Consider the following 25288-nt stretch of genomic DNA (forward strand, 5'->3'; position numbering starts at 1 on the left):
CAGACAGCCTGCGCCTGCCCTGTTTCCTGTTCGGCCCGCATGGCGCCATCCTGCCGGCTCTTGGCGCCTTCACCGGCCACGCCACCGTCCGGCCGCAACCGGACGAGCGCGCCTATGGGGTCGGCGGCGGCCGGGTCTGGCCTGTTGGACCTGCCGGACGTCCGGCTCAGAACAGCGTATAGCCACCGTCGATCACGAAGGTGTCCCCCGTGTGGTATGCGGAAGCCGGGCTCATCAGGTACACCGCAATCCCGGCGAAGTCGCTGCCCTCGCCCCAGCGGCGCATCGGCACGCGCTTGTGCACCATTTCCTGGAAGGCATCGTTGCCCTGGGCCACGCTGGTCATCTCGGTCTTGATCCAGCCCGGCAGGATCGAGTGCGCGCGGATGCCTTTGCGCGCGTACTCCACCGCCAGCCCCCGCATCATCGAAATCACGCCGCCCTTGGTGGCGGCATAGTGCTCGGAGCGCGGCGCGCCTTCAATCGCTGCAACCGAGGCCGTACTGCACAGCACCCCGCCCTCGCCCTGCACCAGCATCTGCCGCACCGCGGCGCGCAGCGTGAAGAAGGCACCGTCCAGGTTGACGCGCATGGTCCTGCGCCAGGCCTCGGTCGGCATCTGGTCGAACGGCCCCTTGTTGCCGCTGCCCACCCCGGCATTGGCAAAGCAGCCGTCAATGCGCCCCAGCGCCGCCACCGTGCGCTGCATTGCAGCATCGACCGCCTGCTCGTCGCCAACGTCGCAAAGCTCGGTATGCACCTTGCGCCCACGCTGGGCCAGGCGGTCGGCGGCGGCAGCGTTCTTGGCGGCATTCGTGCCCCAGATCGCGATATCGGCGCCGGCCGCGGCCAGCCCTTCGGCAATGCCCAGGCCGATGCCGCCGTTGCCGCCGGTCACCAGTGCCACTTTGCCGCTCAGGTCGAATGGATGCTTTGTCATGTGATTGTCTCCTTGGGTGGTGGGACATTGTTCACATGGCAAAGGGTTCAAGGCGTCGTCGGAATGGATGAAATCGCCGAGGCAGCTGACGGGCGCCGGACAGGCCATGAACGGCCAGCCGGTGAATGCGCATACGAACGAACTGGGCGTCAAGGGATTAGCCGAAATCGCGTTGGTGGGCGTGGCGCCGGCCGTGACCAACGCCGTGTTCCACGCAACCGGAAAGCGCGTGCGGGAGCTTCCGATCCGCGTCGAGCACCTGGTCGAGCAAAAGTCTGCGCACTGGCCTGCCCTTGCTGTTTTCGTACTACCGGCTGGCATTATGATGGCCACATTCCCAACCTCTGGTTGCCAGTCATGGACAAGGCCCGTGTCCTCACCCTCTTCCTCGGCGTGGTGCGCGCCGGCAGCTTCCACCGCGCCGCGGTGGAAGCGGGCGTCACGCCGCAGGCCGCCAGCAAGGCCTTGCGCACGCTGGAGGATCATCTCGGCGTGCGCCTGCTGCACCGGACCACGCGCAAGCTCAGCCTGACGGAAGAAGGCGCACGCCTGTTCGAGCTGGCCGCGCCGGGCATGCGCCAGCTTGACGAAGCGCTAGAGCAGGTCCGCAGCAGCAAGAGCGACGACGACGGTCTGATCCGCCTGACCGCTCCGCCGTCGCTCGGCAGCCGCGTGCTGGTCCCGCTGGTGCGCGGCTTTCGCGAACAATATCCCGGCATCACCTTCGATGTGGTGCTGAGCGACCTCTTCACCGATCTTGTGGAAGCCAAGATCGACGTCGGCTTCCGCGTCGGCACCAGCCCCGGCCAGAACCTGGTGGCGCGGCGGCTGTGCGACCTGCCGCTGGTCATCTGCGCGGCGCCGGATTACCTGGCGCGGCACGCCGAGCCGGCCACCCTCGACGACTTGCTGCAGCACCAGTGCACGGGCTTCCGCCGCCCCGCGACCGGGCGCATGGTGCCGTGGGAACTGCAGGTGGACGGCGACCTGATCTACCAGGAGGTGCCTGCCGTGGCGAGCTTCAATGACGTGGAAACCGAGGTCGAAGCGGTGCGCGCCGGCATGGGCATCGGCCAGCTGCCCGCCTACATGATCCACGCCGACCTCGTGAGCGGGCGGCTGAAGGCGATCCTGCCGGGGTACAGCAGCAGCAATGTCGGCATGTACATGTACTACCCGCATCGCAGCCAGATGCCGGTGCGGGTCCGGCGCTTCATCGACTTCGTGGTGGAGGCGGGCCGGGGCGCGGAGCAATCGCTGTCGCGCCTGGTCGGGATCGTGCCCTGAGCCGCTTCACCACCGCTTGTTTGCAACGACGACAGCAGCAAGCACCCCGCCGCCAAAGCACGTCTGCAAACGCCCTCCCTCCCCTTTCGCTTGATTCTTCTCAACCGAAAACGCCGGAAATATCGTTTGTCGCGCAAGCCGACGACGACAACCATTACGCCAAGGCCAACCAACAGCGATCTCAGACCAGCTCTATCCGCTCTGGAGCGCGGAACCCGTCCCCAACTGCTCGCGTCGCGCGACCGCGCCACCGGCGAGTGGATCTTCCCGGCGCTGCCAGCCCGACTCGCCACTGGCGGACGGGCACGAGACCGTCGCCATCCCGGCACGGGCGTGCTCTACAGCTTCACCGTGTCCACCCCGCGCGCAAGAGCGGACTGGCTCCGCATGCGCTCGGCTATGTCGATTTCGTCGGCTCGACGCGCCGGCCTTCCATTCACAACTAATGGTTGTCGTTGAAACGCGATTACATCGCCTAGTGTTGTGGGCGTTGCCGGCCTAAATTGGTCTCCGTGGCCCCCGCCATCAGACATCGCAGTCAAACCGAGCACCCTGAAAGGAGATTCACCATGTCCGCCAACACCACCAACACCGCCATCAACGCTGCCAGCAAGGTCTGGTTCATCACCGGCGCTTCGCGCGGCTTCGGCCTGGAACTGACCCGTGCCGCGCTGGCACGCGGCGACCGGGTCGTCGCCACCGCGCGCCGCCCGGAAACCATCACCGCCGCACTGGGCGAGCACGACAACCTGCTGGGCGTGGCGCTGGACGTCACCAACGAAGCGCAGGCGATCGCCGCCGCCGAGGCCGCCGTGGCCAGCTTCGGCCGCATCGACGTGCTGGTCAACAACGCCGGCTACGGCCTGCTCGGCGCGGTCGAAGAGGCCTCCGCACAGGAAGTCGAGCAGCAGTTCGCCACCAACGTGTTCGGCGTGCTGACCGTGACGCGTGCGGTGCTGCCGCAGATGCGCCGTCAGCGCAGCGGCCGCATCCTCAACATTTCGTCGATCGGTGGCTACGCCGCGTATCCCGGCTGGGGCGTCTATGGCGCCACCAAGTTTGCGGTGGAGGGCCTGACCGAAGCGCTCGATGCGGAACTGTCGCCGCTGGGCATCCGCGCCACCGTGGTCGAGCCGGGCTTCTTCCGCACCGACTTCCTCGATGCCAGCTCGCTGGTGCGCGTGCGCACCGAGATCGCCGCATATGCCGATACGGTCGGGGCAATGCGCGAGCACATGGCTTCGGCCAACCACCAGCAGCCCGGCGACCCGGCCAAGCTGGCGGCAGCGCTGCTGACCCTGGCCGACAGCGAAACCCCGCCGGTGCGGCTGCCGCTGGGCTCGGACACGGTCTACCGCATCACCGAGAAGAACCGCAAGGTGGAAAGCGAACTGGCCGCCTGGCAGGCGCTGGCGGTGTCGACCGACCACGACGACGTGCGCCGCTGATCTTGCTGCAACGCAGCAGCGCACGCTTTGCTGCAATGCGGGCAAGCTGTGTGAAACGCGAAGCGAGGCCGGCCGAGCGCCGGCCTCGCCACTTGCGGGCCATCTTGCGTCAGGCAATGCACCGAGTCGGGCATCCGCGTATGTCGCTTCCGGCGAATTTGGCCAATAATTCCCGGACAGCCATTGCCGGACGAGAGCCACCATGCACGATAGTCCCGATGCCATCCGCACCGTCGCCTTGCTAGGGCACGCGGGGTGCGGCAAGACCTCGCTGGTCGAAGCGCTGTTGCACAAGGGCGGTGCCCTGCACACGCCCGGCAGCGTCGAACGCGGTTCCACGGTCTGCGACAGCGACCCGCTCGAGCGCAAGTACAAACGCTCGCTCACCACCGCCGCCGCCCACCTGCACTACCGCGACACCCGCATCTACCTGCTTGACACCCCCGGTTACCCCGACTTCTCCGGCCTCGCCATCAGCGCGCTGGCGGCGGTGGAAACCGCCGCCATCGTCATCAATGCCCAGACCGGCATCGAGATGACCACGCGCCGCGCGATGGCGTGGGCGCAGGCGCGCCAGCTGTGCCGGATGATCATCGTCAACGGCATCGACGGCGACAAGGTCGACCTGCCCGCGCTGCTTGCGGATATCCAGGAGGCCTTTGGCAAGGAATGCCTGCCGATCAACCTGCCTGCCGGCAACGGCAGCCAGGTGGTGGACTGCTTCTTCAATCCGGCCGGCGAGTCGGATTTTTTATCTGTTCCCGCCGCCCACGATGCGCTGATCGACCAGGTGATCGAGATCGATCCCGAACTGATGGAGCTGTACCTGGAACAAGGCGAGGCGATCACGCCGGAGCAGCTGCATGCGCCATTTGAGCGCGCGCTGCGCGAAGGCCACCTGGTGCCGATCTGCTTTACCTCGGCCGCCACCGGCGCCGGCATCACGGAACTGCTCGACGTGTTCGTGCAACTGCTGCCCAACCCGACTGAAGGCAATCCGCCGCTTTTCTATCGCGATACGGGCGATGGCAGCGAACACCGCAAGGCCGTGCGCGCCGAGCCCGTGCCTGACAAGCACGTGCTGGCCCATGTCTTCAAGGTGGTGATCGACCCCTATGTCGGCAAGCTGGCGGTGTTCCGCATCCACCAGGGCACAGTCACGCGCGACAGCCAGCTCTATATCGGCGACGGGCGCCAGCCGTTCAAGGTGGCGCACCTGCTGCGGCTGCAGGGCAAGGAGACCCAGGAGATCCCACGGGCCGGCCCGGGCGATATCTGCGCGGTGGCCAAGGTCGACGAACTGGGCTTCGATGCCGTGCTGCACGACGCCACCGAGGACGGCAATATCCACCTGACGCCGCTGGAGTTTCCAACCCCCATCTACGGCCTGGCGATCGAACCGGCGCGGCGCGGCAACGAGCAGCGCCTGGCCGAAGTGCTGCACAAGCTCAGCGCGGAAGACCCGTGCCTGCGCGTCGAGCATCCGGTTGGCACCAATGAGACCGTGGTGTTCGGCCTGGGCGAATTCCACCTGCGCTGCGCGCTCGAGCGGCTGACCGAGCAATACAAGCTGGAGGTGGTGACGCGCCCGCCCAAGATCGCCTACCGCGAAACCATCGGCGGCAAGGCCGAGGGCCATCACCGGCACAAGAAGCAGACCGGCGGCGCCGGGCAGTTCGGTGAAGTAATGCTGCGCGTGGAGCCGCTGTCGCGCGGCGAGGGCTTCGACTTTGTCGATGCGGTAAAAGGCGGCGCGATTCCCGGCCAGTTCATTCCCGCCGTGGAAAAAGGCATCCGCCAGGTGCTGGACAGCGGCCCGCTGGCGGGCTTCCCGATGCAGGACGTGCGCGTAACCGTGTATGACGGCAAGAGCCATCCGGTCGATTCCAAGGAAGTCGCGTTCGCGACCGCCGGGCGCAAGGCCTTCATCGATGCGGTGCTCAAGGCCAGGCCCAGCGTGCTGGAACCGATCGTCGACATCGAGGTGACGGCGCCGGGCACAGCCATGGGCGACATCATCGGCGACCTCTCCACCAAGCGCGGCCAGGTCCACGGCACGCGCACCGCGGTCGGCAACGCCGTGGTGGTGGCCGGCCAGGTGCCGCTGTCCGAGCTCAACGACTACCAGTCACGGCTGAACAGCATCACCGGCGGCCACGGCAGCTATACCATCCAGTTCAGCCACTACGACAACGTGCCGCCGGCGCAGCAGGACAAGATGGCATCGAAACACAAGGCGCAGCAGGATACGGATTGAGCGGTTCGCGCCCGCGGCTGCGTCTAGTACGTTTCCAGATGCAGTCGCCCCTCCCGCTTCAACCCTTCAGCCAGCGCCTCCCATTGCAACCCCGCCTGCTGCGCTACGTCCCTCAGCGCCAGCACCACGCCCTCTTCCATGCTCTTTAGCCCGCACACATAGAAGCAGGTGTCGGAACTCGCCAGCAACGCTGCCAGGTCCGCCGCGCGCTCGCGCATCAGGTCCTGCACATAGCGCTTGGGCTGCCCCGGCGTACGCGAGAACGCCAGGTTGATGTCGATGAAATCCTTGGGCAGGTTCTGCAGCGGGCCGAAATAAGGCAGATCCTCCTGCGTGCGCGCGCCGAAGAACAGCATCAGCTTGCCGCCGTCGAACTTGCCGGCCTTGCGCAGGCGCCGGCGCCATTCGGTCATGGCGCGCATCGGTGCGCTGCCGGTGCCGGTGCAGATCATCACGATGTTGGAGCGCGGGTGGTTGGGCATCAGGAAGCTGGCGCCGAACGGGCCGATCACTTCGACCTTGTCGCCGACCTGGAGGTCGCACATGTAGTTGGAGGCCACGCCACGCACCGGGTTGCCGTCATGGTCCTGCAGCACGCGCTTGATGGTCAGCGACAGGTTGTTGTAGCCCGGACGCTCGCCGTTGCGCGGGCTGGCGATCGAGTACTGACGGGCATGGTGCGGGCGGCCGCCGGCGTCGGTGCCGGGCGGCACGATGCCGATCGACTGACCTTCCAGCACCGGGAACGGGGTCGCGCCAAAGTCCAGCACGATGTGGTGCGTGTCGTATTCGCGGCCCACTTCGGTCACGCGCACATTGCCGGTCACGGTAGCGGTGATGGTCTTGTTGGCGGACTTCGCGCCATACAGGTTGGTGTATGCATGCGCGGCGGACCAAGGCGGCACCGTGGCGCCGTAACGGGCGCCGTTGATGGCATCTTCGCCGGAGCCGGCCAGCGGCGACGCGGCGGGAATCTCCGGCGCGGCGGTCTGCAGCTCGGCGCCGGGTGCCAGGTCGGCCAGTTGCTCGGGCGTCAGCTCGTCGGGCAGCGTGTCCCAGCTGAGCTGCTCTTCGATGCTGTAGGCGCGCAGCTTCGGCATGGCGCGCCAGTTGTCGATCGAGCCGGTCGGGCACGGGGAAATGCAGGCCATGCACAGGTTGCACTTGTCGGCATCGACCACGTAGTTGCGCGAGTCGTGCGTGATCGCGCCCACCGGGCAGGTGGCTTCGCAGGTGTTGCAGCGGATGCAGATCTCGGGATCGATCAGGTGCTGCTTGATGACTTGAATTTCTGCCATGTCCATGGCGGTCTCCAGAATCAGAGTGCTTCCAGGGCGTGTATCCCTGCCCTTGGTGTTCCCCTCTCCCTCAGGGGAGAGGTAGGGTGAGGGGTGGTTTAAGCACCGGCGCTTCGTTGATGCCCCCGCCCTCACCCCACCCCTCTCCCGCATGCGGGAGAGGGGAGCAAACCCGCAGCGGGCGGATGGCCCGAAGCTCAGTTAAACCGCACGTACTCGAAATCCACCGGCTGGCGGTTGATGCCCATCACCGGCGGCGCGATCCAGTTGGCGAACTTGCCCGGCTCGACCACGCGGCCCATCAGGCTGGCGACAAAGGCGCGATCGCCTTCGCCGGGCAGCCACTGGTCGCGGAAGTCGCGCCATTCGGCGTCGGAGATCACGCGGCCGTCCGGCGATACCTTGACGCCCGCCAGCGCGCCGATATTGCGGTGGAAGGCCTTGTGCGGCACCTTCAGGCGGAACGGGATGCCGGCCTTCTCGATGACCTTGTTCCAGCGTTCGATGCCGGCCATGCTGTCCTTGATGTAATCGTCGCGCAGCACTTCATTGAGCGCGTTCAGCATCGGCACTTCCTTCTCGGTCAGCTGGCCGTTCTGCGCCTGCAGGATGCGGTAGGTCTGGCCCTTGAGCACGTGGTCGTCCATGCGCTTGCCTTCTTCGTAGCGGCCCTTGAGGCCGGTGCTGTAGAAGGTGGCGGCGTTGCTCGACTCATCGGCACCGAACAGGTCGATGGTGACGCTGTAGTGGAAGTTCAGGTAGCGCTGCAGGGTCGGCAGGTCGATCACGCCGGCCCCGCGCAGCTTGGCGGGATCGTCGGTCTTGAGTTCGTTCATCACCTGGCAGGTGCGCTGGATCACGCGCGACACGCCGGACTCGCCCACGAACATGTGGTGCGCTTCCTCGGTCAGCATGAATTTCGTCGTGCGCGCCAGCGGATCGAAGGCGCTTTCCGCGAGCGCGCACAGCTGGAACTTGCCGTCGCGGTCGGTGAAGTAGGTGAACATGAAGAACGACAGCCAGTCCGGGGTCTGTTCGTTGAACGCCTGCAGGATGCGGGGATTGTCCTGCTGGCCGCTGCGGCGCTCCAACAGGGCCTCGCCCTCCTCGCGGCCGTCGCGGCCAAAATACTTGTGCAGCAGGTAGACCATCGCCCACAGGTGGCGGCCCTCTTCCACGTTGACCTGGAACAGGTTGCGCAGGTCATACATGCTGGGCGCGGTCAGGCCCAGGTGGCGCTGCTGTTCGACCGACGCGGGTTCGGTATCGCCCTGCGTCACGATGATGCGGCGCAGGTTGGCGCGGTATTCGCCGGGCACGTCCTGCCACGCATCCTCGCCCTTGTGGTCGCCGAAATGGATCTTGCGGTTGGCCTCGGCCGGGTTCAGGAAGATGCCCCAGCGGTAGTCCGGCATCTTGACGTGGCCGAAGTGGGCCCAGCCCTGCGGATCGACGCTGATCGCGGTGCGCAGGTAGATGTCATGGCTGTGCGAGCCTTCCGGGCCCATGTCGTTCCACCAGCTCAGGTAGTTAGGCTGCCATTGCTCGAGCGCGCGCTGCAGGGTGCGGTCTTCGCTCAGGTTGACGTTGTTGGGGATCTTGTCGCTGTAGTTGATGCCGGACATGGTGGTCTCCTTCGGGGGACGATTCGGTTGTCGTGTAAGGCTGGATCAGACGCGGTTCCAGTCGAAGGCGGCCTTGTCGCCCTTGCCGTAGACCTTGAGCGCGCCCTTGTCTCCCACCGCGTTGGGGCGCTGGAAGATCCAGTTCTGCCACGCGGTCAGGCGGCCGAAGATGCGGGTGAACATGTTTTCCTGGCCGTTGAAGCGCAGGTTGGCTTCCATGCCGGTGAGCGCATCGGGCGACATCGCCACGCGCTCTTCCAGCGCGATGCGCACTTCGTCGGTCCAGTCGATGTCGTCGGGGTTGGCGGTGACCAGGCCCAGCGCGTAGGCGGCATCGGCATCGAGCGGCTGGCCGGCCTTGGCGCGCACCGCGTCCAGCGCGGGCTGCTCGTCGTAGAAGCGGCGTCCCAGGCGGCTCTGGCCGGTGGCCATCGGGTACAGGCCGAAATTGACTTCCGCCACGGTGATCTTCGGTGCGCGCGCCTCGTCGTCCGGCAGTGCCAGGTGGTAGCTGCGGTCGCAGGCCAGCGCCAGTTCCAGGAAGGTGCCGGCAAAGCAGGACTGCGGCTCGATCAGCGCGAACAGGCTGCGCGACGACACGTCCAGGCGGCTCAGCGTGCGGCGCAGCAGGCCGATGGTCTCGCGCACCAGCCAGTGGTCCTTGTGCGCGAGCAGCGTGGCGTCGGTGGCCAGTACCGCGGCGGCATCGCCGCTGGTCTTGATCAGCCAGGTGCCGATGTCGAGTTCATTGGTGCGCATCGACAGGATCGCGTCTTCCAGTTCGCGCGCCAGTTGCAGCGGGTACCAGGCGGCGCCGGCGGCGACGATCTCTTCGATGCTCTGCGGTTGCGCACCGACGGGCGCCTTCACGGTGAAGGTCGCGGTACGGCCGGTGCGATCGATCTCGACCGTCACATGCGTATAGCGCAGCGCATCCGCTTCGATCGTCCGCTCGATCGGCTCGAGCGCCACGCCCTGCGCATCGGCCGGACGATCGCTCTGCGCGGCCAGCGCCAGCGCGCGCTCCTGCACCTTCTGCGCGAACACGGCGGGCTTGGCGATATCGTCCACCAGGCGCCAGTCCTTGGCACGCTGGCCGCGCACGCCTTCGGTGGTGGTGCAGAAGATGTCGGCGAGGTCATGGCGCACGTGGCGCTTGTCGGTCACGCGGGTCAGGCCGCCGGTGCCGGGCAGCACGCCCAGCAGCGGCACTTCCGGCAGGCTCACGGCCGACGAGCGGTCGTCCACCAGCAGGATCTCGTCGCAGGCCAGCGCCAGCTCATAGCCGCCGCCGGCGCAGGCGCCATTGACCGCGGCCAGGAACTTCAGGCCGCTGTGCGCCGAGGAATCTTCGATGCCGTTGCGGGTCTCGTTGGTGAACTTGCAGAAGTTGACCTTCCACGCATGGCTGCTGACACCCAGCATGAAGATATTGGCGCCGGAACAGAACACCTTGTCCTTGCCGCTGGTGACGACCACGGTGCGCACTTCCGGGTGCTCGAAGCGGACGCGGTTGAGCGCGTCGTTCAGTTCGATGTCGACGCCGAGGTCGTAGCTGTTGAGCTTGAGCTTGTAGCCGGGGCGCAGGCCGGCGTTCTCGTCGATGTCCACCGCCAGCGTGGCGACGGGGCCGTCGAACGTCAGCTTCAGGTGTTTGTATTGGGCGGGGGCGGTCTGGTAGTCGACGCGGGGGGCGGTTGTCACGGCGGTGTCTCCTCTGCGAAACTGCACTATCGTGCATGAACAGGAATCTGGTGAGACGAACTATAGTTCATCTATCAGATTTTCTGCAAGCATTATTGTGCAGATTTCTCAGGAGGTGCCGCTCGCTGCCCCCGATGCCGCGTTATTGCGCCCCAGCCGTCACAACGGCATGCGCAAGGCCTGGCGCACCAGCTCGCGCAGCGCGGTAAATGTGGGTTCCAGCGGTTGCGCGCTGGTGTCCAGCGCGAACTCCGCCTTGGAATAGAAGGCCGCGCGACCGGCCAGGATATGGCGCAGGTCCTCCATGGCCTCCTTGCTTGCCGCCATCGGACGGAAGTCGCCCTGCCCGCGCACCCGCTCCATATGGTCTTCCGGCTCCGCCTGCAGCCAGACCGTGGTGCAGTGGGCCAGCAGCAGGTTGAAGGTGGCCGGATCGGAGACCAGGCCGCCGGGCGTGGCGATCACGGCCTCGGGGTAGATCTGGATGGCTTCTTCCAGCGCGCGCCGCTCATAGCGGCGATAGGCGTTCATGCCATACAGGCCCTGGATCTCCGAGATGCTGCAGCCGGCAAACTTCTCGATCTCGCGGCTCAGCTCGACAAAGGGGAAGTCCAGGTCTTCGGCCAGCATCCCGCCCAGCGTGCTCTTGCCGGCGCCGCGCAGCCCGATCAGCGCCACGCGCGGGCTGCGCGCGGCCTGGCCGGCATTCTCGCCACCCGTGCCGAGCATCTCGCCCACGGCAATGCGCACGCGCCGCAGCGTGGCTTCGTCACGGTGCTCCAGCAGTTCGCGCAACAGGATCCATTCCGGCGACGAAGTGGTGACGTCGCCCAGCAGCCCGGCCAGCGAGCACTGCAGCGCATCCGCAATCTGCTGCAGCACCAGGATGGAAGCGTTGCCGCTGCCGTATTCCAGGTTTGCCAGGTGCCGCTCCGATACGCCGGCGGCCTGCGCGGCGGCCTTTCGGGTCAGGCCGCGGCAGGCGCGCAACTCACGCACACGCTCGCCCAGCGCGACCAGAAACGGGTTCTTCTCAGTGCCATTGGCAGCGCTTGCATCTGAATCATGATGCATGTCGGCTGCCGGGGTTAACCCAGATTTATGCAATATAGTGCTTGACATGATTTCTGTGCGGCTCTATTTTCCATACATGCACAATAATGCATGAAGCCAGTGATAGCAACTGGCGAATCAGATGGAGCCCCCAACACCATGTCCCCCACAGAATTCCGCAGCCAGATCGCGCAGCTCACCGCGCAACTGGCAGGCCGCCCGCTGGATGCCGCACTCGATGCGTGGCTCAATGCCGAGCACGGCGCCGGCAGCCCCACCTACCAGCAACTTAAGGACGCCTGCCAGGCCGGCGTGGCCGAAGGCTGGCTGTGCGACCGCGAAGGCGGCGGCATCCGCTACGGCCGCATCTTCAAGCCGGCTGACGACCTGCACGGCTTTTCCGTCGACGTGGTCGACATGCAGGACATTGCCGGCCCGCATCACACCCATCCCAACGGCGAGATCGACCTGATCATGCCGCTCGAGGGCGACGCGCAGTTCGACGGCCGCCCCGCCGGCTGGCTGGTGTGCCCGCCGGGCAGCGCCCACCGCCCCACCGTCAGCAACGGCCGCGCGCTGGTGCTCTATCTGCTGCCGGAAGGCCGCATCGACTTCACGCGCTGAGATCCCCATGACTGAATTGCTATCCAACTACCTCGGCGGCAAGTGGCAGGCCGGCAGCGGTGCCGGCACGCCCTTGTTCGATCCGGTGCTGGGCGACGAACTGGTGCGCGTTGACGCCACCGGGCTGGACCTCGCTGCCGGCTTCGCCTTTGCCCGCGAACAGGGCGGCATGGCCCTGCGCGCGCTGACCTATCGCCAGCGTGCCGCGTTGCTGACTGACATCGTCAAGGTGCTGCAGGCCAATCGCGATGCCTATTACGACATCGCCACGGCCAACAGCGGCACCGTCAGGAACGACTCCGCGGTCGACATCGACGGCGGCATCTTCACGCTGGGCACTTACGCCAGGCTGGGCGATGCGCTCGGCGACCGGCACTACCTTCCGGATGGCGAGGCCGCGCGGCTGGGCAAGGACCCGTTGTTCCAGTCGCAGCACGTGCTGGTGCCCACGCGTGGCGTGGCGCTGTTTATCAATGCCTTCAACTTCCCGAGCTGGGGACTGTGGGAGAAGGCGGCGCCGGCATTGCTGGCCGGCGTGCCGGTGATCGTCAAACCCGCTACCGCCACCGCCTGGCTGACCCAGCGCATGGTGCGCGACGTGGTCGAGGCCGGGGTGCTGCCGGCCGGCGCTTTGTCGGTGGTGTGCGGCAGCTCGGCCGGCCTGCTGGACCAGTTGCAGCCCCTTGACGTGGTGTCGTTCACCGGTTCGGCCGATACGGCCGCGGTGATCCGCTCGCATCCCGCCATCGCGCAACGCTCTGTTCGCGTGAATATCGAAGCGGACAGCATCAATTCCGCCGTGCTGCTGTCGCAGGACGGCCCTGATACCGCCGCCTTCGACCTGCTGGCGAAGGAAGTCGTGCGCGAGATGACGGTCAAGTCCGGCCAGAAATGCACCGCGATCCGGCGCGTGTTCGTGCCTGAAGCGCTGTATGGCCAGGCCGCCGAGGCCATCGGCGCACGGCTGTCGAAAGTGACCGTGGGCAACCCGCGCAACGATACGGTGCGCATGGGTGCGCTGGTCAGCCGTGCGCAGTTCAACGCCGTGCAAGACGGGCTGGCAACCCTGCGCAAGCAGGCACAGGTGCTGCATGACGGCACGCTGCAGCCGCTGGTCGATGCCGATCCGGCCGTGGCCTGCTGTATCGGCCCGACGCTGCTGGGCGTGACCGATGCGGACGCCGCCGCCGCGGTGCACGACACCGAAGTGTTCGGCCCGGTGGCCACGCTGCTGGCCTATCGGGATACCGCCCATGCACTGGCACTCGTGCGCCGTGGACAGGGCTCGCTGGTGGCATCGCTCTATGGCAGCGACGCGGCCGCGCTCGGCGCGGCCGCCGTCGAGCTGGCCGACAGCCATGGCCGCGTGCATGTGATCTCGCCCGACGTGGCGCAGCTGCACACCGGCCACGGCAACGTCATGCCGCAATCGCTGCATGGCGGCCCCGGCCGCGCCGGCGGCGGCGAGGAACTGGGCGGACTGCGCGCCCTGCACTTCTATCACCGGCGCAGCGCCATCCAGGCCAGTACCGCGGTGCTCGACGCGCTCGCCTGACCGTTCAAGCCAACCCGCTTCACCGCGCCGCCACGTCCGCATGGCGGCGCGCGGCACACCGTACACCAGCAACGGGGAGACACCCATGACCGCCACGCACGCAGAACCACCCGTCCGGCCACCCGGCACGTCCTTCAACTTTGCCGGGCACCTGCTCGGCTGCAATGCCGGGCGCGCCGGCAAGGTGGCCTATATCGATGACGACGGCCAGCTCACCTACGGCGAACTGGCGCAGCAGGTGCGGCGCCTGGCCGCGGCGCTGCTCGGCGCCGGCATCCGCCGCGAGGAACGCGTGCTGCTGCTGATGCACGACTGCAGCGACTGGCCGGTCTGCTTCCTGGGCGCGATGTACGCCGGCATCGTCCCGGTGGCCGTCAACACGCTGCTGACCGCCGACGACTACAGCTACATGCTGCAGCACAGCCGCGCGCAGGCGGTGCTGGTGTCGGCCGCGCTGCTGCCCGTGCTGCAGGAGGCGCTGGCACGTCCCGGGCATGAAGTCGGGCAAGTGTTCGTATCCCGTGCGCATGAGCCGCTGCCCGATGGCATGGCGGCGCTGGATGCGCTGCTTGCCGCGCAAACCCCGTTGCAGGCGCCTGCCGCTACCAGTTGCGACGACCCCGGTTTCTGGCTCTACTCGTCCGGCTCGACCGGCCAGCCCAAGGGCGTGGTGCACAGCCACGGCAACCCGTACTGGACCGCGGCGCTCTATGCAGGCCCGGTGCTCGGCCTGGAGGAGCAGGATGTCTGCTTCTCTGCGGCCAAGCTGTATTTCGCCTACGGGCTGGGCAACGGCCTAAGTTTCCCGCTCAGCGTAGGCGCCACCGTGGTGCTGATGGCCGAGCGGCCCACGCCCGAGGCCACCTTCCGCCGCTGGCTGCAACACCGGCCAACGGTGTTCTTCGGCGCGCCGACAGGCTACGCCGGCATGCTCGCCTCGCCGGCGCTGCCGCAGCGCGCCGAGGTCGCGCTGCGGCTGTGCTCGTCCGCCGGCGAGGCCCTGCCCGCCGATATCGGCCAGCGCTTCACCGCGCATTTCGGCTGCGAGATCATCGACGGCATCGGCTCCACCGAGATGCTGCATATCTTCCTGTCCAACCGCCCCGGCCAGGTGCGCTACGGCACCACCGGCTGGCCAGTGCCGGGCTATGCCATCGAGCTGCGCGACGAAGAAGGCCGCCCGGTGCCCGACGGCGAGATCGGCGACCTCTATATCCAGGGCCCCAGCGCCGCGCTGATGTACTGGGCCAACCGCGAGAAGTCGCGCGAGACCTTCCGCGGCGGCTGGACCAAGAGCGGCGACAAATACGTGCGCAACCCGGATGGCACCTACAGCTACGCCGGGCGCAGCGACGACATGCTCAAGGTCAGCGGCATCTACGTTTCGCCGTTCGAGGTCGAGGCCACGCTGGTGCAGCACCCGGCAGTGCTGGAGGCCGCGGTGATCGGCGTACCTGACCAAGACGGACTGGTCAAGACCAAGGCCTTCGTGGTGCTGAAGGCCGGCGCGCAGCTTGGCGACGGCGAACTGAAGGCCTTCGTCAAGGAGCGGCTGGCGGCCTACAAGTACCCGCGTGCGATCGAGTTCGTCGATGCGCTGCCCAAGACCGCCACCGGCAAGATCCAGCGCTTCATGCTGCGCGAACGCGAACTGAAGGCCGCCGCAGAGCGCGCCGTCGCGGTGGCGTGAGCGGCAACGCCGCCCGCCCCGTCATACCACCATACCGGAGACAAACCATGCGTCAGATCGATGTCCACAAGCTGGCCGACGAGGCCCGCTTCAACCGCTTCCATGCGCTCATCCTGTTCTGGTGCGCGCTGATCATCATCTTCGACGGCTACGACCTGGCCGTGGCCGGCATCGCCCTGCCGTCGATCATGAAAGAGATGGGCGTGACCGCCACCAGCGCCGGCTTCATGGTCAGCTCGGCGCTGTTCGGCATGATGTTCGGCGCGATCTTCCTCGGCACCGTGGCCGACCGCATCGGCCGCAGGCGCGCCATTGCCATCTGCATCGTGCTGTTCAGTGTCTTCACCGCGGCGGCGGGCTTTACCAGCGACCCGGTGACGTTCAGCGTCACGCGCTTCCTGGCGGGCCTGGGCATCGGCGGCGTGATGCCCAACGTGGTGGCGCAGATGACCGAGTACTCGCCGCGCAAGCTGCGCGGCACGCTGGTGACGCTGATGTTCAGCGGCTATTCGGTGGGCGGCATGCTGGCCGCGCTGCTGGGCAAGGGACTGATCGAAAGCTACGGCTGGCAGTCGGTTTTCCTCGCCGCCGGCCTGCCGGTGCTGCTGGTCCCGCTGGTGCTGCGCTCGCTGCCGGAGTCGATGCCATACCTGCTCCGCACGGGCCAGACCGACGCTCTGCAATCCGTGGTGTCGCGCCTGGTGCCGGCGCACCGGCCGCAGCCGGGCGACGTCTTCACCCTGGCCGCGGACGACAAGGCCGGCAGCGCGCCGATCCGGCGCCTGTTCCAGGACGGCCGCGGCTTCAGCACGGTGATGTTCTGGGTGGCGTTCTTTATGTGCCTGTTCATGGTGTACGCGCTCAGCTCCTGGCTGACCAAGCTGATGGCCGCCGCCGGCTACAGCCTGGGCTCGGCGCTGACCTTCGTGCTGGTGCTGAACTTCGGCGCCATGCTCGGCGCCATCGGTGGCGGCTGGCTGGCCGACCGGCTGCCGATCAAGCATGTGCTGATCGGCATGTACGCGCTGGCGGCAGTGTCGATCACGCTGCTGGGCTACCCGATGCCCAGCGCCGCGCTGTTCGTCGTGGTGGGCCTGGCTGGTGCTTCCACCATCGGCACGCAGATCGTCACCTATGCCTATGCGGGCCAGTTCTATCCGATGGCGGTACGCGGTACCGGCATCGGCTGGGCCTCCGGCGTGGGACGCAGCGGCGCCATCCTGGCACCGATCGTGATCGGCGTGCTGGTTGGGATGTCCCTGCCGTTGCAGCAGAACTTCATGGCGATGGCAATCCCGGCGGTGATTGCGGTGGGGGCGGTGTCGATGATCAATCACCGGAGGTCGGCGTCGGCGCAGGCGGAAGTCGCTGCGGCGCCGGTGCGAGGGGCTGTGAAGGAGGCCTGAGAGAAGTCAACCGCCAGTTGTTCGCTCCCTCTCCCGCTTGCGGGAGAGGGAGCGAACCGGCAGCGCTGAAGGACGTAGCTTACTTGCTGCCCTTCACCGTCGTGTACGCCGTAATCAAATTCCGGTAATCCGGAATATGGTTCGAGAACAGCGTGCCCAGGCCCTCGATGTCGTTGCGCCAGTCGCGATGCAGTTCGCAAGCCACGCCGAACCACGTCATCAGCTGCGCGCCGGCATCCGACATCCGCTGCCAGGCGGAATCGCGCGTGATTTCATTGAAGGTGCCCGAGGCATCGGTCACGACAAAAACTTCGAAACCCTCTTCGATCGCCGACAACGCCGGGAAGGCCACGCACACTTCGGTGACCACGCCGGCGATCAGCAGCTGCTTCTTGCCAGTGGCACGCACCGCGGCAACGAAGTCCTCATTATCCCAGGCGTTGATCTGGCCCGGGCGCGGAATGAACGGTGCGTCAGGGAACATGGCCTTGAGCTCAGGCACCAGCGGTCCGTTGGGGCCATCCTCGAAGCTGGTGGTCAGCACGGTCGGCAGCTTGAAGTACTTGGCCAGGTCGGCCAGTGCCAGCACGTTGTTCTTGAACTTGTCGGGCTCGATATCCCGCACCAGCGACAGCAGGCCGGCCTGGTGATCGACCATCAGGACGGCTGCCTGGCTCTTGTCAAGGCGCTTGTAGGGCTTGCTCATGGTGTGCTCCTGTCAACAAAAAAAGGTACGCACGCGTGGCGTCTGCCACGCGTGCGTACCCCTGGGTATGCCGTGCGTTGCCGGCAAGGCGTCAGCGCTTGGAGTCCAGCACCTCGTGGTTCTTCTCCACGTCCTGCGCCTTGAGATAGCTTTCAATCAGCAGGCGATAGGCCGGGAAGATCTGCGTGTAGACCTCGGCCCATTGCTGCGCGTCCGGGCGGTTCCAGCTCTGCTGCAGCTCAGAGGCCACGGCGGCGGTATCCATCGGCACCACGCCGGCCTGGACAATGCGCGCCAGGGTGATTTCCTGCGCCATCTTGGAATAGGTGCCCGATGCATCCACCACGGCAAACACCTTGTAGCCGTCAGCCACCGCGCTGATCGACGGGAATGCCATGCACACGCTGGTGATGGTGCCGGCGATGATCAGGGTCTTCTTGCCGGTCTCGCGCACCGCGGCGACAAAGTCGGGGTTGTCCCAGGCGTTGATCTCGCCCTTGCGCGCAACATATTTGGCATGGGGGGCGTTTTCGTGGATTTCCGGAATCAGCGGGCCGTTCGGGCCTTGCGGCACGGATGCCGTGGTGATCACCGGCAGCTTGCACAGCGTCGCGATCTTGGCCAGCGCGGCCGCACGGGCGCGCAGCTCAGGCATCGGCATGTCGCCAACGGTCTGGAACAGGCCACTCTGGTGGTCGATCAGCAGCATGGCCGTATCGGCGGGATCCAGTACCGGACGCTTGCCGTTGAAATTCGCGGGTGTGGTCATTTGGCTTTCTCCTATGCGGTTGGCGAAACCGGCGACTCTGGGCAATCCCCAAGCCGACCGTGTGGCGAAAGCATAGGTCTTGGCAGATCGCATCGCTAGGAGGGAAAATCTGCCCTCAGCGTCCTACTGGCAGGACGACAGGAGCCGCCCGCTTGCATCCCGACCTGAATGACCTGTATTACTTCGCGCAGGTAGTCGATCACCAGGGCTTTGCGCCCGCCGGGCGCGTGCTCGGCATACCCAAGTCCAAGCTGAGCCGGCGCGTGGCCGTGCTGGAAGAACGCCTGGGCGTGCGCCTGATCCAGCGCTCGACGCGGCGTTTCTCAGTGACAGAAGTGGGGCAGACCTATTACGCCCACTGCAAGGCCATGCTGGTGGAGGCCGAAGCGGCCGAGAGCGCGATCGCGCAGAGCCGCGCCGAACCCAGCGGCCTGGTGCGCATGAGCTGCCCGGTGGCGCTGCTGCACGCGCGGGTGGGAAACATGATTGCGGATTTCATGGCGGCCAACCCCAAGGTCATCGTGCACCTGGAAGCCACCAACCGGCGCGTGGACGTGGTGGCGGAGGGGATCGACCTGGCCATCCGCGTGCGCGTGCCGCCACTGGAAGACAGCGACCTGGTGATGCGCGTGCTGGCCGAGCGCGCCTGGTGCTTCGTGGCCAGCCCGGCGCTGCTGGCCGGCCATGGGCCGCTGCTGGCGCCCGCGGACCTCAACGCGCTGCCAACGCTGGACCTGGGGCCGCCGCGCCCCTCGCACACCTGGTCGCTGTACGGCCCCGATGGCGCCAGCGCCGAGCTGCACCACAAGCCCCGCCTGGTGACCGACGACATGATCATGCTGCGCACCGCGGCCGTGGCCGGTGCCGGCATCGTGCAGCTGCCGGTCATGATGATGACCGACGAGCTGCGCGATGGCCAGCTGGTAAAAGTCCTGCCGGACTGGTCGGTCAGGGGCGGCGTGATCCACGCCGTGTTCCCCTCACGGCGCGGGCTGCTGCCTTCGGTGCGTGAACTGATCGACTTCCTGTCGCGGCGCTTCGCGCAGATCAGCGAACTCTAGGCACCGCAAGGCGGCCCCTCCAGGGGCACTGCCCGTCACGCGGGCAGGATTGACCCGGAAGTGGTATCATCCGGGATCCTATGCACGGATCGGCAACGCCCGACATCTGTGCGCCAGCCGCAAGACAATCCCACAAGAAGCATTCAGCGGCGGCATATCGGGCGTACACCCGATGCGTCTTTTGGGCCAGCCTATGCAGAACGGCCCACCACCCTATCCGACCAGCGGCACGTCCGCTCCGCAACGATCGCCCCTGTACCTGGCGGATCGGCTTGCGCAGGCATGGTCCACTTCACGCCAGATGCAACGCCTGCGCAGCCGCGCGGGCCCGACGCTGGCCTACAGCAACGGCGAACGGCCGCCACCGCGCGACGCCTGCATCGGAACGATGCTCCGCGCCCCTGCGGCCGCGCCTTAGAACAGGCATCACATTGAATCGAGTCAACCCTACCCCTTACACCGTTTCCGTCTATCCCATCCAGCAGGAACCCGGCCTCTGGTTCGCGACCTACATGATTGCGGAATACCGCAATGGCGCCGAACGCATCGTCGCCAACGTGGCAATGCGCCACGACACGCACCGCTCTGAAGCCCGCGCCAGGCAGTCCGCCCGCCGTGCCGGCGAACGCGCCGCAGCACGCCTGCGCCAGCAGTAAGCCAGGCATCGCAAGCCCCATCCCATCGGCCAGTTGGTGTCCAGTTGGCCGTCACAACAGCTCGCGCACAAGCGGCGCGGCTACAGCAAGGAGCCTCCTTGGCAAAAGAAGAACTGGTCGAATTTGGCGGCAAGGTGTCGGAAGTCCTGCCCGACAACCGTTTCCGCGTGATCCTGGAAAACGGCTTCGAAGTCTGGGCGTATTCGTCCGGGCGGCTGAAGAAGAACCGCATCCGCGTGCTGGCGGGCGACCGCGTCACGCTGGAGATGTCGCCCTATGACCTCACCAAGGGGCGCATCAACTACCGGCACAAGTCGTAGGCCGGCGTCATGGCATGCGCCGCGCCGGCGCGTGCCGTCCCGCTAACGATTCATCCCTCAATCAAGGAGAACCGATCATGTCCGTCATCGAAGAATGGGAAGCCGTGCACCTGACGCCCGAAGGCTGGCAGGCAGGCAGTTACCGGCATGCACCGTGGCAGGCGGTTGAAGTCGCACCGCCCGCATCCGGCGTGCTGACCGTCAGGCGCCACGTGACTGCCACCTATTGCGGGCCGTCGCGCGCGGTGGAAGACCGTACTCCCGAGATCGCCGACATGGCGCTGATCGAGGCGCTGCTGGAGCGCCACGGCAATCCGGTATTCCAGATCTGACCTGACCTGGCTTGACGATTGCGTGCGGCCTCAGCCGAGCACGCGCACATGCGGCCGGGCCGTCCTGAGCCCCGCGCCGACCGTCCTCAGCTCGCCGTCCCATGGCGAGGCGGCGAGGTCCAGCACCGCATCGCCCTCGCGAGCCTTGTCGTGCAGCTGGTCGCGCACTACCTGGCCGATGGCCAGGCGGCACAGCGCCTCGCCGCTGGCGGCAAGCTGGCCCTGCAGGGCCCCTGGCTCGGCCAGCACGCCGAACGACCGCCGCCCCACACCCACGAAGCTGGTGAACAACACCCCGGTGGGGCGCTCCGCATCGATAAAGCAGACCGCAACGTGATAGGTGATGCCTTTGCCCTCACCGGGCAACGTGCACAGAAAACCGGATGATCCCGAACGCATGTCCATGAACGGACTCCTTGCAGTCTGACGGATAGCGCCGCGCCTGTTTCCCCGCTCCGCAACTGGCCTGTGACCAGGCCGCTGCGGAACCGAAAATACCTAGATCGACGCCACGGATTCGCCGGCGACCAGGCCATTGATGATGTCTTCGCCGAACTGCAGCGCGCCGCGGCGCGCCGAGCCGATGTTCTCCCAGCGCGACTCGCTCATGGGGTACACGCGCGCATGGTCGCTGCCAGGGCGATAGCCCTCGCGGCAAATCACGATCGACGCGAGGAAGCTGCTGTCGGGCTTGGTGCGCGGCCAGGCCTGCTCAGGCCGATGGCGATAAACCAGGGGATACAGATCGAAACCCTTGTAGCTGGCAAAGGGCGTACTGCCGGGAACAGTGTTGCCGGGACTGCGGCTGGGACTGCTGTCGCTCACGACATCTCCATGCGGCATCGTGCCGCGCTGATGGGAAGGATTGCTGAACTCATGCGGATCACGCGCACGGCATGGGCCATGACCCCGCGCGGGCGTCAGCGGCGCAAATGCACCGCGGCGCCAGGATCCGTCGTCGGACCTTCAGGACGCCATCGGCGCGCCGGCCGTTGTTACCGATACCCCCGGCACCGCGCCATTGATGATGGCCTCGGCATAGCGCAACGCACCGCGTCGCGCGCCACCGACGTTATCCCACGGTGCGGCGTCCAGGCGGAACGTACGCGCCTGCATGCCTTCTGGTGACTCGCCTTCCAGGCAGATCACCACGGCAGCATCGAAGGAACGGTCGGGCCGCGGCTCGGGCCACACGCGCTCGGCGGCGTGCTTGTACACAAGGGGATAGAGGTCGTAGCCCTTGTAAGTTGCAGCCGGATAGATATCCATGGCAGCCTCCGCCGTGTGGTGATCCTGCCCCCACTCTACGCTTGTTGCCGCGTCAGCAGTGGCTTTATTTCACGGTTGCGGGGAATAGCGGCAACGGAAACAAAAAAGCTCCGCGTTGGCGGAGCTTTTTTCATTGGACTGGCGCCTCGGCGCTCAGCTCAACTCAGGTCGGTGCGATTCAGATCGGCTCGATCTTGGTCGCGGCCGGGCCCTTTTGGCCGACGCCAGCGACGTAACGCACCTTCTGGCCTTCTTGCAGCGACTTGAAGCCGTTGCCCTGGATTTCGGAGAAGTGCGCGAACAGGTCGTTGCCGCCTGCATCAGGCGTAATGAAGCCAAAACCCTTCGAATCGTTGAACCACTTGACGGTACCGGTTTCCATGTTGGATTCCTCAATAAGTTTTTTCTCACCGGCAAAAGCGCCGGCAAGGCATGACGATCAAGGAAGACACAAGGAGAAAAAGTGGCGCCGTGTGGGCAAGCACCTGGACTTCTAGGTTGCTGCTTGAAAGATCCTGCACTCATCCTTATACAGGCCCCACCCAGGCATGTCAACGAACTTCACCGGATCGGGCCCAAATCACATGGAAAGTGCGGGTTGAGGTTCTCGCCGAGCGAATTCTCGAGTGCGCCGCATGTTCCTGCCCACTTCCGGCCCCGAAGGCGCCGGCATGCTACAGTGGCCGATCGAACGGAACAGACACGGATGACACTCTGCACTGCCTGCCAGGCCATTGAACGCCACGTGCGCGGCGCCCCCGGGCACGCGGCACTGCGCATCACCGATACCCGACGCATCAAGCCCGCCGGCTCCGCCGCCGTCACCATCAGCAGCTTCGTCTGCCAGGACTGCGGCGCGCTCTGGACCTACCGGGACCAGAAGAGCGGCCCGGAACAGGGGTGGGACATCCATATGGAAGCGCAGCAGCCATAACGCCTTCCGCGGCGCAAAGAAAAACCCGGGCCAGGGCCCGGGGTTGCGATGCCTGCCGGCCCGCCAGGCGGGCCAGTCCGGTCAGGCCGTCACGGTCGACAGCGCGGCGTTCAGCGTCTGGCTCGGGCGCATAGCGGCGCTGAGCTTGTCGGCTTCCGGCATGTAATAGCCGCCGATATCCACCGGCTGGCCCTGCACGGCGCCGAGTTCGCCAACGATCTTCTGCTCGTTGTCGGTCAGCGTCTTGGCCAGCGGCGCGAACTTCGCGGCCAGTTCGGCGTCCTCCGACTGGGCGGCCAGTTCCTGCGCCCAGTACATCGCCAGGTAGAACTGGCTGCCGCGGTTGTCCAGCTGGCCGGTCTTGGGCGACGGGCTCTTGTTGTTGTCCAGCAGCTTGCCGGTGGCAGCATCCAGCGTCTTGGCCAGGATCTTGGCCTTGGCATTGCCGGTCTTGATGCCAACGTCTTCCAGCGACACCGCCAGCGCCAGGAACTCGCCCAGCGAATCCCAGCGCAGGTGGTTTTCTTCCACCAGCTGCTTGACGTGCTTCGGAGCCGAACCGCCGGCGCCGGTTTCATACATGCCGCCACCGGCCATCAGCGGAACGATCGACAGCATCTTGGCGCTGGTGCCCAGCTCCATGATCGGGAACAGGTCGGTCAGGTAGTCGCGCAGGATGTTGCCGGTCACCGAGATGGTGTCCAGGCCGCGGATCACGCGCTCCAGCGTGTAGCGCATGGCGCGCACCTGCGACATGATCTGGATGTCCAGGCCGTTGGTGTCGTAGTCCTTCAGGTAGGTCTCGACCTTCTTGATCAGCTCTGCTTCGTGCGGACGGTACGGGTCCAGCCAGAACACGGCCGGCATGCCCGAGTTGCGCGCGCGCGTGACGGCCAGCTTGACCCAGTCGCGGATCGGCGCGTCCTTGACCTGGCACATGCGCCAGATGTCGCCCTGCTCGACGTCCTGCGTCAGCAGCACTTCACCGGTGGCCAGGTCGACGATGTTGGCGACGCCGTCTTCGGCGATCTCGAAGGTCTTGTCGTGCGAGCCGTATTCTTCGGCCTTCTGCGCCATCAGGCCGACGTTGGGCACGGTGCCCATGGTGGTCGGGTCGAAATTGCCGTTGGTCTTGCAGAAGTTGATGATCTCCTGGTAGATGCGGGCAAAGGTGCTTTCCGGGATCACGGCCTTGGTGTCCTTCGGACGGCCGTCGGCGCCCCACATCTTGCCGCCGATGCGGATCATGGCCGGCATCGAGGCATCCACGATCACGTCGTTGGGCGCGTGCAGGTTGGAGATGCCCTTGGCCGAATCCACCATCGCCAGTTCCGGGCGATGCTCGTGGCAGGCGTGCAGGTCGCGGATGATCTCTTCGCGCTTGGAGCTGGGCAGCGCCTCGATCTTCTCGTACAGGTTGACCAGGCCGTTGTTGACGTTCACGCCCAGTTCGTCGAACAGCGCGCCGTGCTTGGCGAAGGCTTCCTTGTAGAAGATCTTGACGGCGTGGCCGAACACGATCGGGTGCGACACCTTCATCATGGTCGCCTTGACGTGCAGCGACAGCATCACGCCGGTCTTGCGCGCGTCTTCGAACTGCTCTTCATAGAAGTCGCACAGCGCCTTCTTGCTCATGAACATGCTGTCGATGATCTCGCCATCCAGCAGCGAGACCTTGGGCTTGAGCACGATGGTCTTGCCGCTCTTGGTGACCAGCTCCATCTTGACGTCACGCGCCTTGTCCAGGGTCATGGACTTTTCGCCGTGATAGAAGTCGCCATGCTTCATGTGCGCCACGTGCGTGCGCGAAGCCATGCTCCACTCGCCCATGCTGTGCGGGTGCTTGCGCGCGAAATTCTTGACCGCTGCCGGTGCGCGGCGGTCGGAGTTGCCTTCGCGCAGGACCGGGTTCACGGCCGAGCCCAGGCACTTGGAATAGCGCTTCTGGATCGCCTTTTCTTCGTCGTTCTTCGGGTCTTCCGGATAGTCCGGCACCTTGTAGCCCTTGCCCTGCAGTTCGCGGATGGCGCTGACCAGCTGGTGCACCGAGGCGCTGATGTTCGGCAGCTTGATGATGTTGGTGTCCGGCAGCTGGGTCAGCTTGCCCAGCTCGGCCAGGTTGTCCGGCACGCGCTGCGCTTCGGTCAGGAATTCGGGGAACTCGCCCAGGATACGGCCCGCCACCGAGATGTCGCTGGTGGTGACGTTGATGCCGGCGGGCTTGGTGAAGGTCTGGATGATCGGGAGGAACGCACTGGTCGCCAGCAGCGGAGCTTCGTCGGTCAGCGTGTAGATGATGGTGGGTTGCTGGGTACTCATTGCTTCTCTCAGATCCTCGAACGGGTGGTAGGGCA

24 protein-coding genes are annotated in these 25288 nt (G+C 66.1%); 12 read left to right on the forward strand and 12 right to left on the reverse strand.

Translation table 11 applies throughout. The features are described 5' to 3' along the window. Nucleotides 1-166: 166 nt before the first annotated feature. Nucleotides 167-940 carry an SDR family NAD(P)-dependent oxidoreductase gene (locus AC3WLE_RS16105; RefSeq protein ID WP_492317408.1) on the reverse strand — a complete coding sequence of 258 codons (774 nt, stop codon included), beginning with the start codon at nt 938-940 and terminating at the stop codon, nt 167-169. 357 nt (nt 941-1297) lie between these two features. Here AC3WLE_RS16105 and AC3WLE_RS16110 point away from each other — a divergent pair, with 357 nt between their 5' ends. The 3 genes from AC3WLE_RS16110 (at nt 1298) to fusA (ending at nt 5932) form a co-directional block, all read left to right on the forward strand. Beyond that, nucleotides 1298-2227 (forward strand): LysR family transcriptional regulator, encoded by a 930-nt coding sequence (locus AC3WLE_RS16110; protein WP_492357233.1) that lies wholly within the window; start codon nt 1298-1300, stop codon nt 2225-2227. A gap of 569 nt (nt 2228-2796) precedes the next feature. Next, nucleotides 2797-3675 carry an oxidoreductase gene (locus AC3WLE_RS16115; protein ID WP_492352877.1) on the forward strand — a complete coding sequence of 293 codons (879 nt, stop codon included), beginning with the start codon at nt 2797-2799 and terminating at the stop codon, nt 3673-3675. A gap of 202 nt (nt 3676-3877) precedes the next feature. Then, complete coding sequence (gene fusA, locus AC3WLE_RS16120) at nt 3878-5932, forward strand: elongation factor G (protein WP_492357234.1); 2055 nt, start codon at nt 3878-3880, stop codon at nt 5930-5932. Between the two features lie 23 nt (nt 5933-5955). Here fusA and boxA read toward each other — a convergent pair whose 3' ends face one another. The 4 genes from boxA to AC3WLE_RS16140 all read right to left on the reverse strand — a co-directional run bounded on the left by boxA (nt 5956) and on the right by AC3WLE_RS16140 (nt 11681). Next, nucleotides 5956-7236, reverse strand: coding sequence for a benzoyl-CoA 2,3-epoxidase subunit BoxA (gene boxA, locus AC3WLE_RS16125; RefSeq protein ID WP_492317404.1), 1281 nt, complete (start codon nt 7234-7236; stop codon nt 5956-5958). Nucleotides 7237-7427: 191 nt separating this feature from the next. Then, entirely contained in the window at nt 7428-8855 is a 1428-nt protein-coding gene (boxB, locus tag AC3WLE_RS16130) for a benzoyl-CoA 2,3-epoxidase subunit BoxB (RefSeq protein WP_492357235.1), read from the reverse strand. Nucleotides 8856-8900: 45 nt separating this feature from the next. Beyond that, nucleotides 8901-10559: a 2,3-epoxybenzoyl-CoA dihydrolase gene (gene boxC / locus AC3WLE_RS16135; RefSeq protein ID WP_492317402.1), complete on the reverse strand. Its 1659-nt coding sequence runs from the start codon at nt 10557-10559 to the stop codon at nt 8901-8903. A 159-nt stretch (nt 10560-10718) separates the two neighbouring features. After that, nucleotides 10719-11681: a helix-turn-helix transcriptional regulator gene (locus AC3WLE_RS16140; RefSeq protein ID WP_492317401.1), complete on the reverse strand. Its 963-nt coding sequence runs from the start codon at nt 11679-11681 to the stop codon at nt 10719-10721. 90 nt (nt 11682-11771) lie between these two features. On the opposite strand from AC3WLE_RS16140, the gene AC3WLE_RS16145 reads away from it, so the two are divergent. The 4 genes from AC3WLE_RS16145 (at nt 11772) to AC3WLE_RS16160 (ending at nt 16887) form a co-directional block, all read left to right on the forward strand. Beyond that, on the forward strand, nt 11772-12236 hold the full coding sequence (locus AC3WLE_RS16145) for a DUF4863 family protein (protein WP_492317400.1): 465 nt from the start codon (nt 11772-11774) through the stop codon (nt 12234-12236). 7 nt (nt 12237-12243) lie between these two features. Beyond that, complete coding sequence (locus AC3WLE_RS16150) at nt 12244-13791, forward strand: 3,4-dehydroadipyl-CoA semialdehyde dehydrogenase (protein ID WP_492357236.1); 1548 nt, start codon at nt 12244-12246, stop codon at nt 13789-13791. Between the two features lie 85 nt (nt 13792-13876). After that, nucleotides 13877-15481 (forward strand): benzoate-CoA ligase family protein, encoded by a 1605-nt coding sequence (locus AC3WLE_RS16155; protein ID WP_492357237.1) that lies wholly within the window; start codon nt 13877-13879, stop codon nt 15479-15481. 47 nt (nt 15482-15528) lie between these two features. Then, nucleotides 15529-16887: an MFS transporter gene (locus AC3WLE_RS16160; protein ID WP_492357238.1), complete on the forward strand. Its 1359-nt coding sequence runs from the start codon at nt 15529-15531 to the stop codon at nt 16885-16887. 79 nt (nt 16888-16966) lie between these two features. Here AC3WLE_RS16160 and ycaC read toward each other — a convergent pair whose 3' ends face one another. Then, nucleotides 16967-17593, reverse strand: coding sequence for an isochorismate family cysteine hydrolase YcaC (ycaC, locus tag AC3WLE_RS16165; protein ID WP_010812838.1), 627 nt, complete (start codon nt 17591-17593; stop codon nt 16967-16969). Between the two features lie 91 nt (nt 17594-17684). Beyond that, nucleotides 17685-18362 (reverse strand): isochorismatase family protein, encoded by a 678-nt coding sequence (locus AC3WLE_RS16170; protein ID WP_492357239.1) that lies wholly within the window; start codon nt 18360-18362, stop codon nt 17685-17687. Nucleotides 18363-18514: 152 nt separating this feature from the next. Here AC3WLE_RS16170 and AC3WLE_RS16175 point away from each other — a divergent pair, with 152 nt between their 5' ends. The 4 genes from AC3WLE_RS16175 to AC3WLE_RS16190 all read left to right on the forward strand — a co-directional run bounded on the left by AC3WLE_RS16175 (nt 18515) and on the right by AC3WLE_RS16190 (nt 20731). After that, nucleotides 18515-19423 (forward strand): LysR family transcriptional regulator, encoded by a 909-nt coding sequence (locus AC3WLE_RS16175; RefSeq protein ID WP_492357240.1) that lies wholly within the window; start codon nt 18515-18517, stop codon nt 19421-19423. Between the two features lie 431 nt (nt 19424-19854). Continuing rightward, nucleotides 19855-20079, forward strand: a complete 225-nt coding sequence (locus tag AC3WLE_RS16180) for a hypothetical protein (RefSeq protein WP_037023361.1) — start codon at nt 19855-19857, stop codon at nt 20077-20079. Between the two features lie 98 nt (nt 20080-20177). Continuing rightward, the gene (gene infA, locus AC3WLE_RS16185; protein WP_008646230.1) at nt 20178-20399 is read left to right on the forward strand and encodes a translation initiation factor IF-1; all 222 of its coding nucleotides are present in this window, start codon (nt 20178-20180) and stop codon (nt 20397-20399) included. A 77-nt stretch (nt 20400-20476) separates the two neighbouring features. Beyond that, entirely contained in the window at nt 20477-20731 is a 255-nt protein-coding gene (locus AC3WLE_RS16190) for a hypothetical protein (RefSeq protein ID WP_018308947.1), read from the forward strand. 30 nt (nt 20732-20761) lie between these two features. On the opposite strand, the gene AC3WLE_RS16195 is transcribed toward AC3WLE_RS16190, so the two are convergent. The 4 genes from AC3WLE_RS16195 to AC3WLE_RS16210 all read right to left on the reverse strand — a co-directional run bounded on the left by AC3WLE_RS16195 (nt 20762) and on the right by AC3WLE_RS16210 (nt 22382). Continuing rightward, nucleotides 20762-21136, reverse strand: coding sequence for a hypothetical protein (locus AC3WLE_RS16195; protein ID WP_492317394.1), 375 nt, complete (start codon nt 21134-21136; stop codon nt 20762-20764). 93 nt (nt 21137-21229) lie between these two features. Beyond that, nucleotides 21230-21556, reverse strand: coding sequence for a hypothetical protein (locus tag AC3WLE_RS16200; protein WP_492317393.1), 327 nt, complete (start codon nt 21554-21556; stop codon nt 21230-21232). Nucleotides 21557-21697: 141 nt separating this feature from the next. After that, entirely contained in the window at nt 21698-22000 is a 303-nt protein-coding gene (locus tag AC3WLE_RS16205; RefSeq protein ID WP_492317392.1) for a hypothetical protein, read from the reverse strand. Nucleotides 22001-22178: 178 nt separating this feature from the next. Further along, nucleotides 22179-22382 carry a cold-shock protein gene (locus tag AC3WLE_RS16210; RefSeq protein WP_010812830.1) on the reverse strand — a complete coding sequence of 68 codons (204 nt, stop codon included), beginning with the start codon at nt 22380-22382 and terminating at the stop codon, nt 22179-22181. A 324-nt stretch (nt 22383-22706) separates the two neighbouring features. On the opposite strand from AC3WLE_RS16210, the gene AC3WLE_RS16215 reads away from it, so the two are divergent. Next, nucleotides 22707-22934, forward strand: a complete 228-nt coding sequence (locus AC3WLE_RS16215; RefSeq protein ID WP_010812829.1) for a hypothetical protein — start codon at nt 22707-22709, stop codon at nt 22932-22934. 81 nt (nt 22935-23015) lie between these two features. On the opposite strand, the gene AC3WLE_RS16220 is transcribed toward AC3WLE_RS16215, so the two are convergent. Beyond that, entirely contained in the window at nt 23016-25253 is a 2238-nt protein-coding gene (locus tag AC3WLE_RS16220) for an NADP-dependent isocitrate dehydrogenase (protein WP_492317390.1), read from the reverse strand. Nucleotides 25254-25288: the final 35 nt, after the last annotated feature.

Source organism: Cupriavidus sp. FW306-1B-F12B, assembly GCF_058781795.1.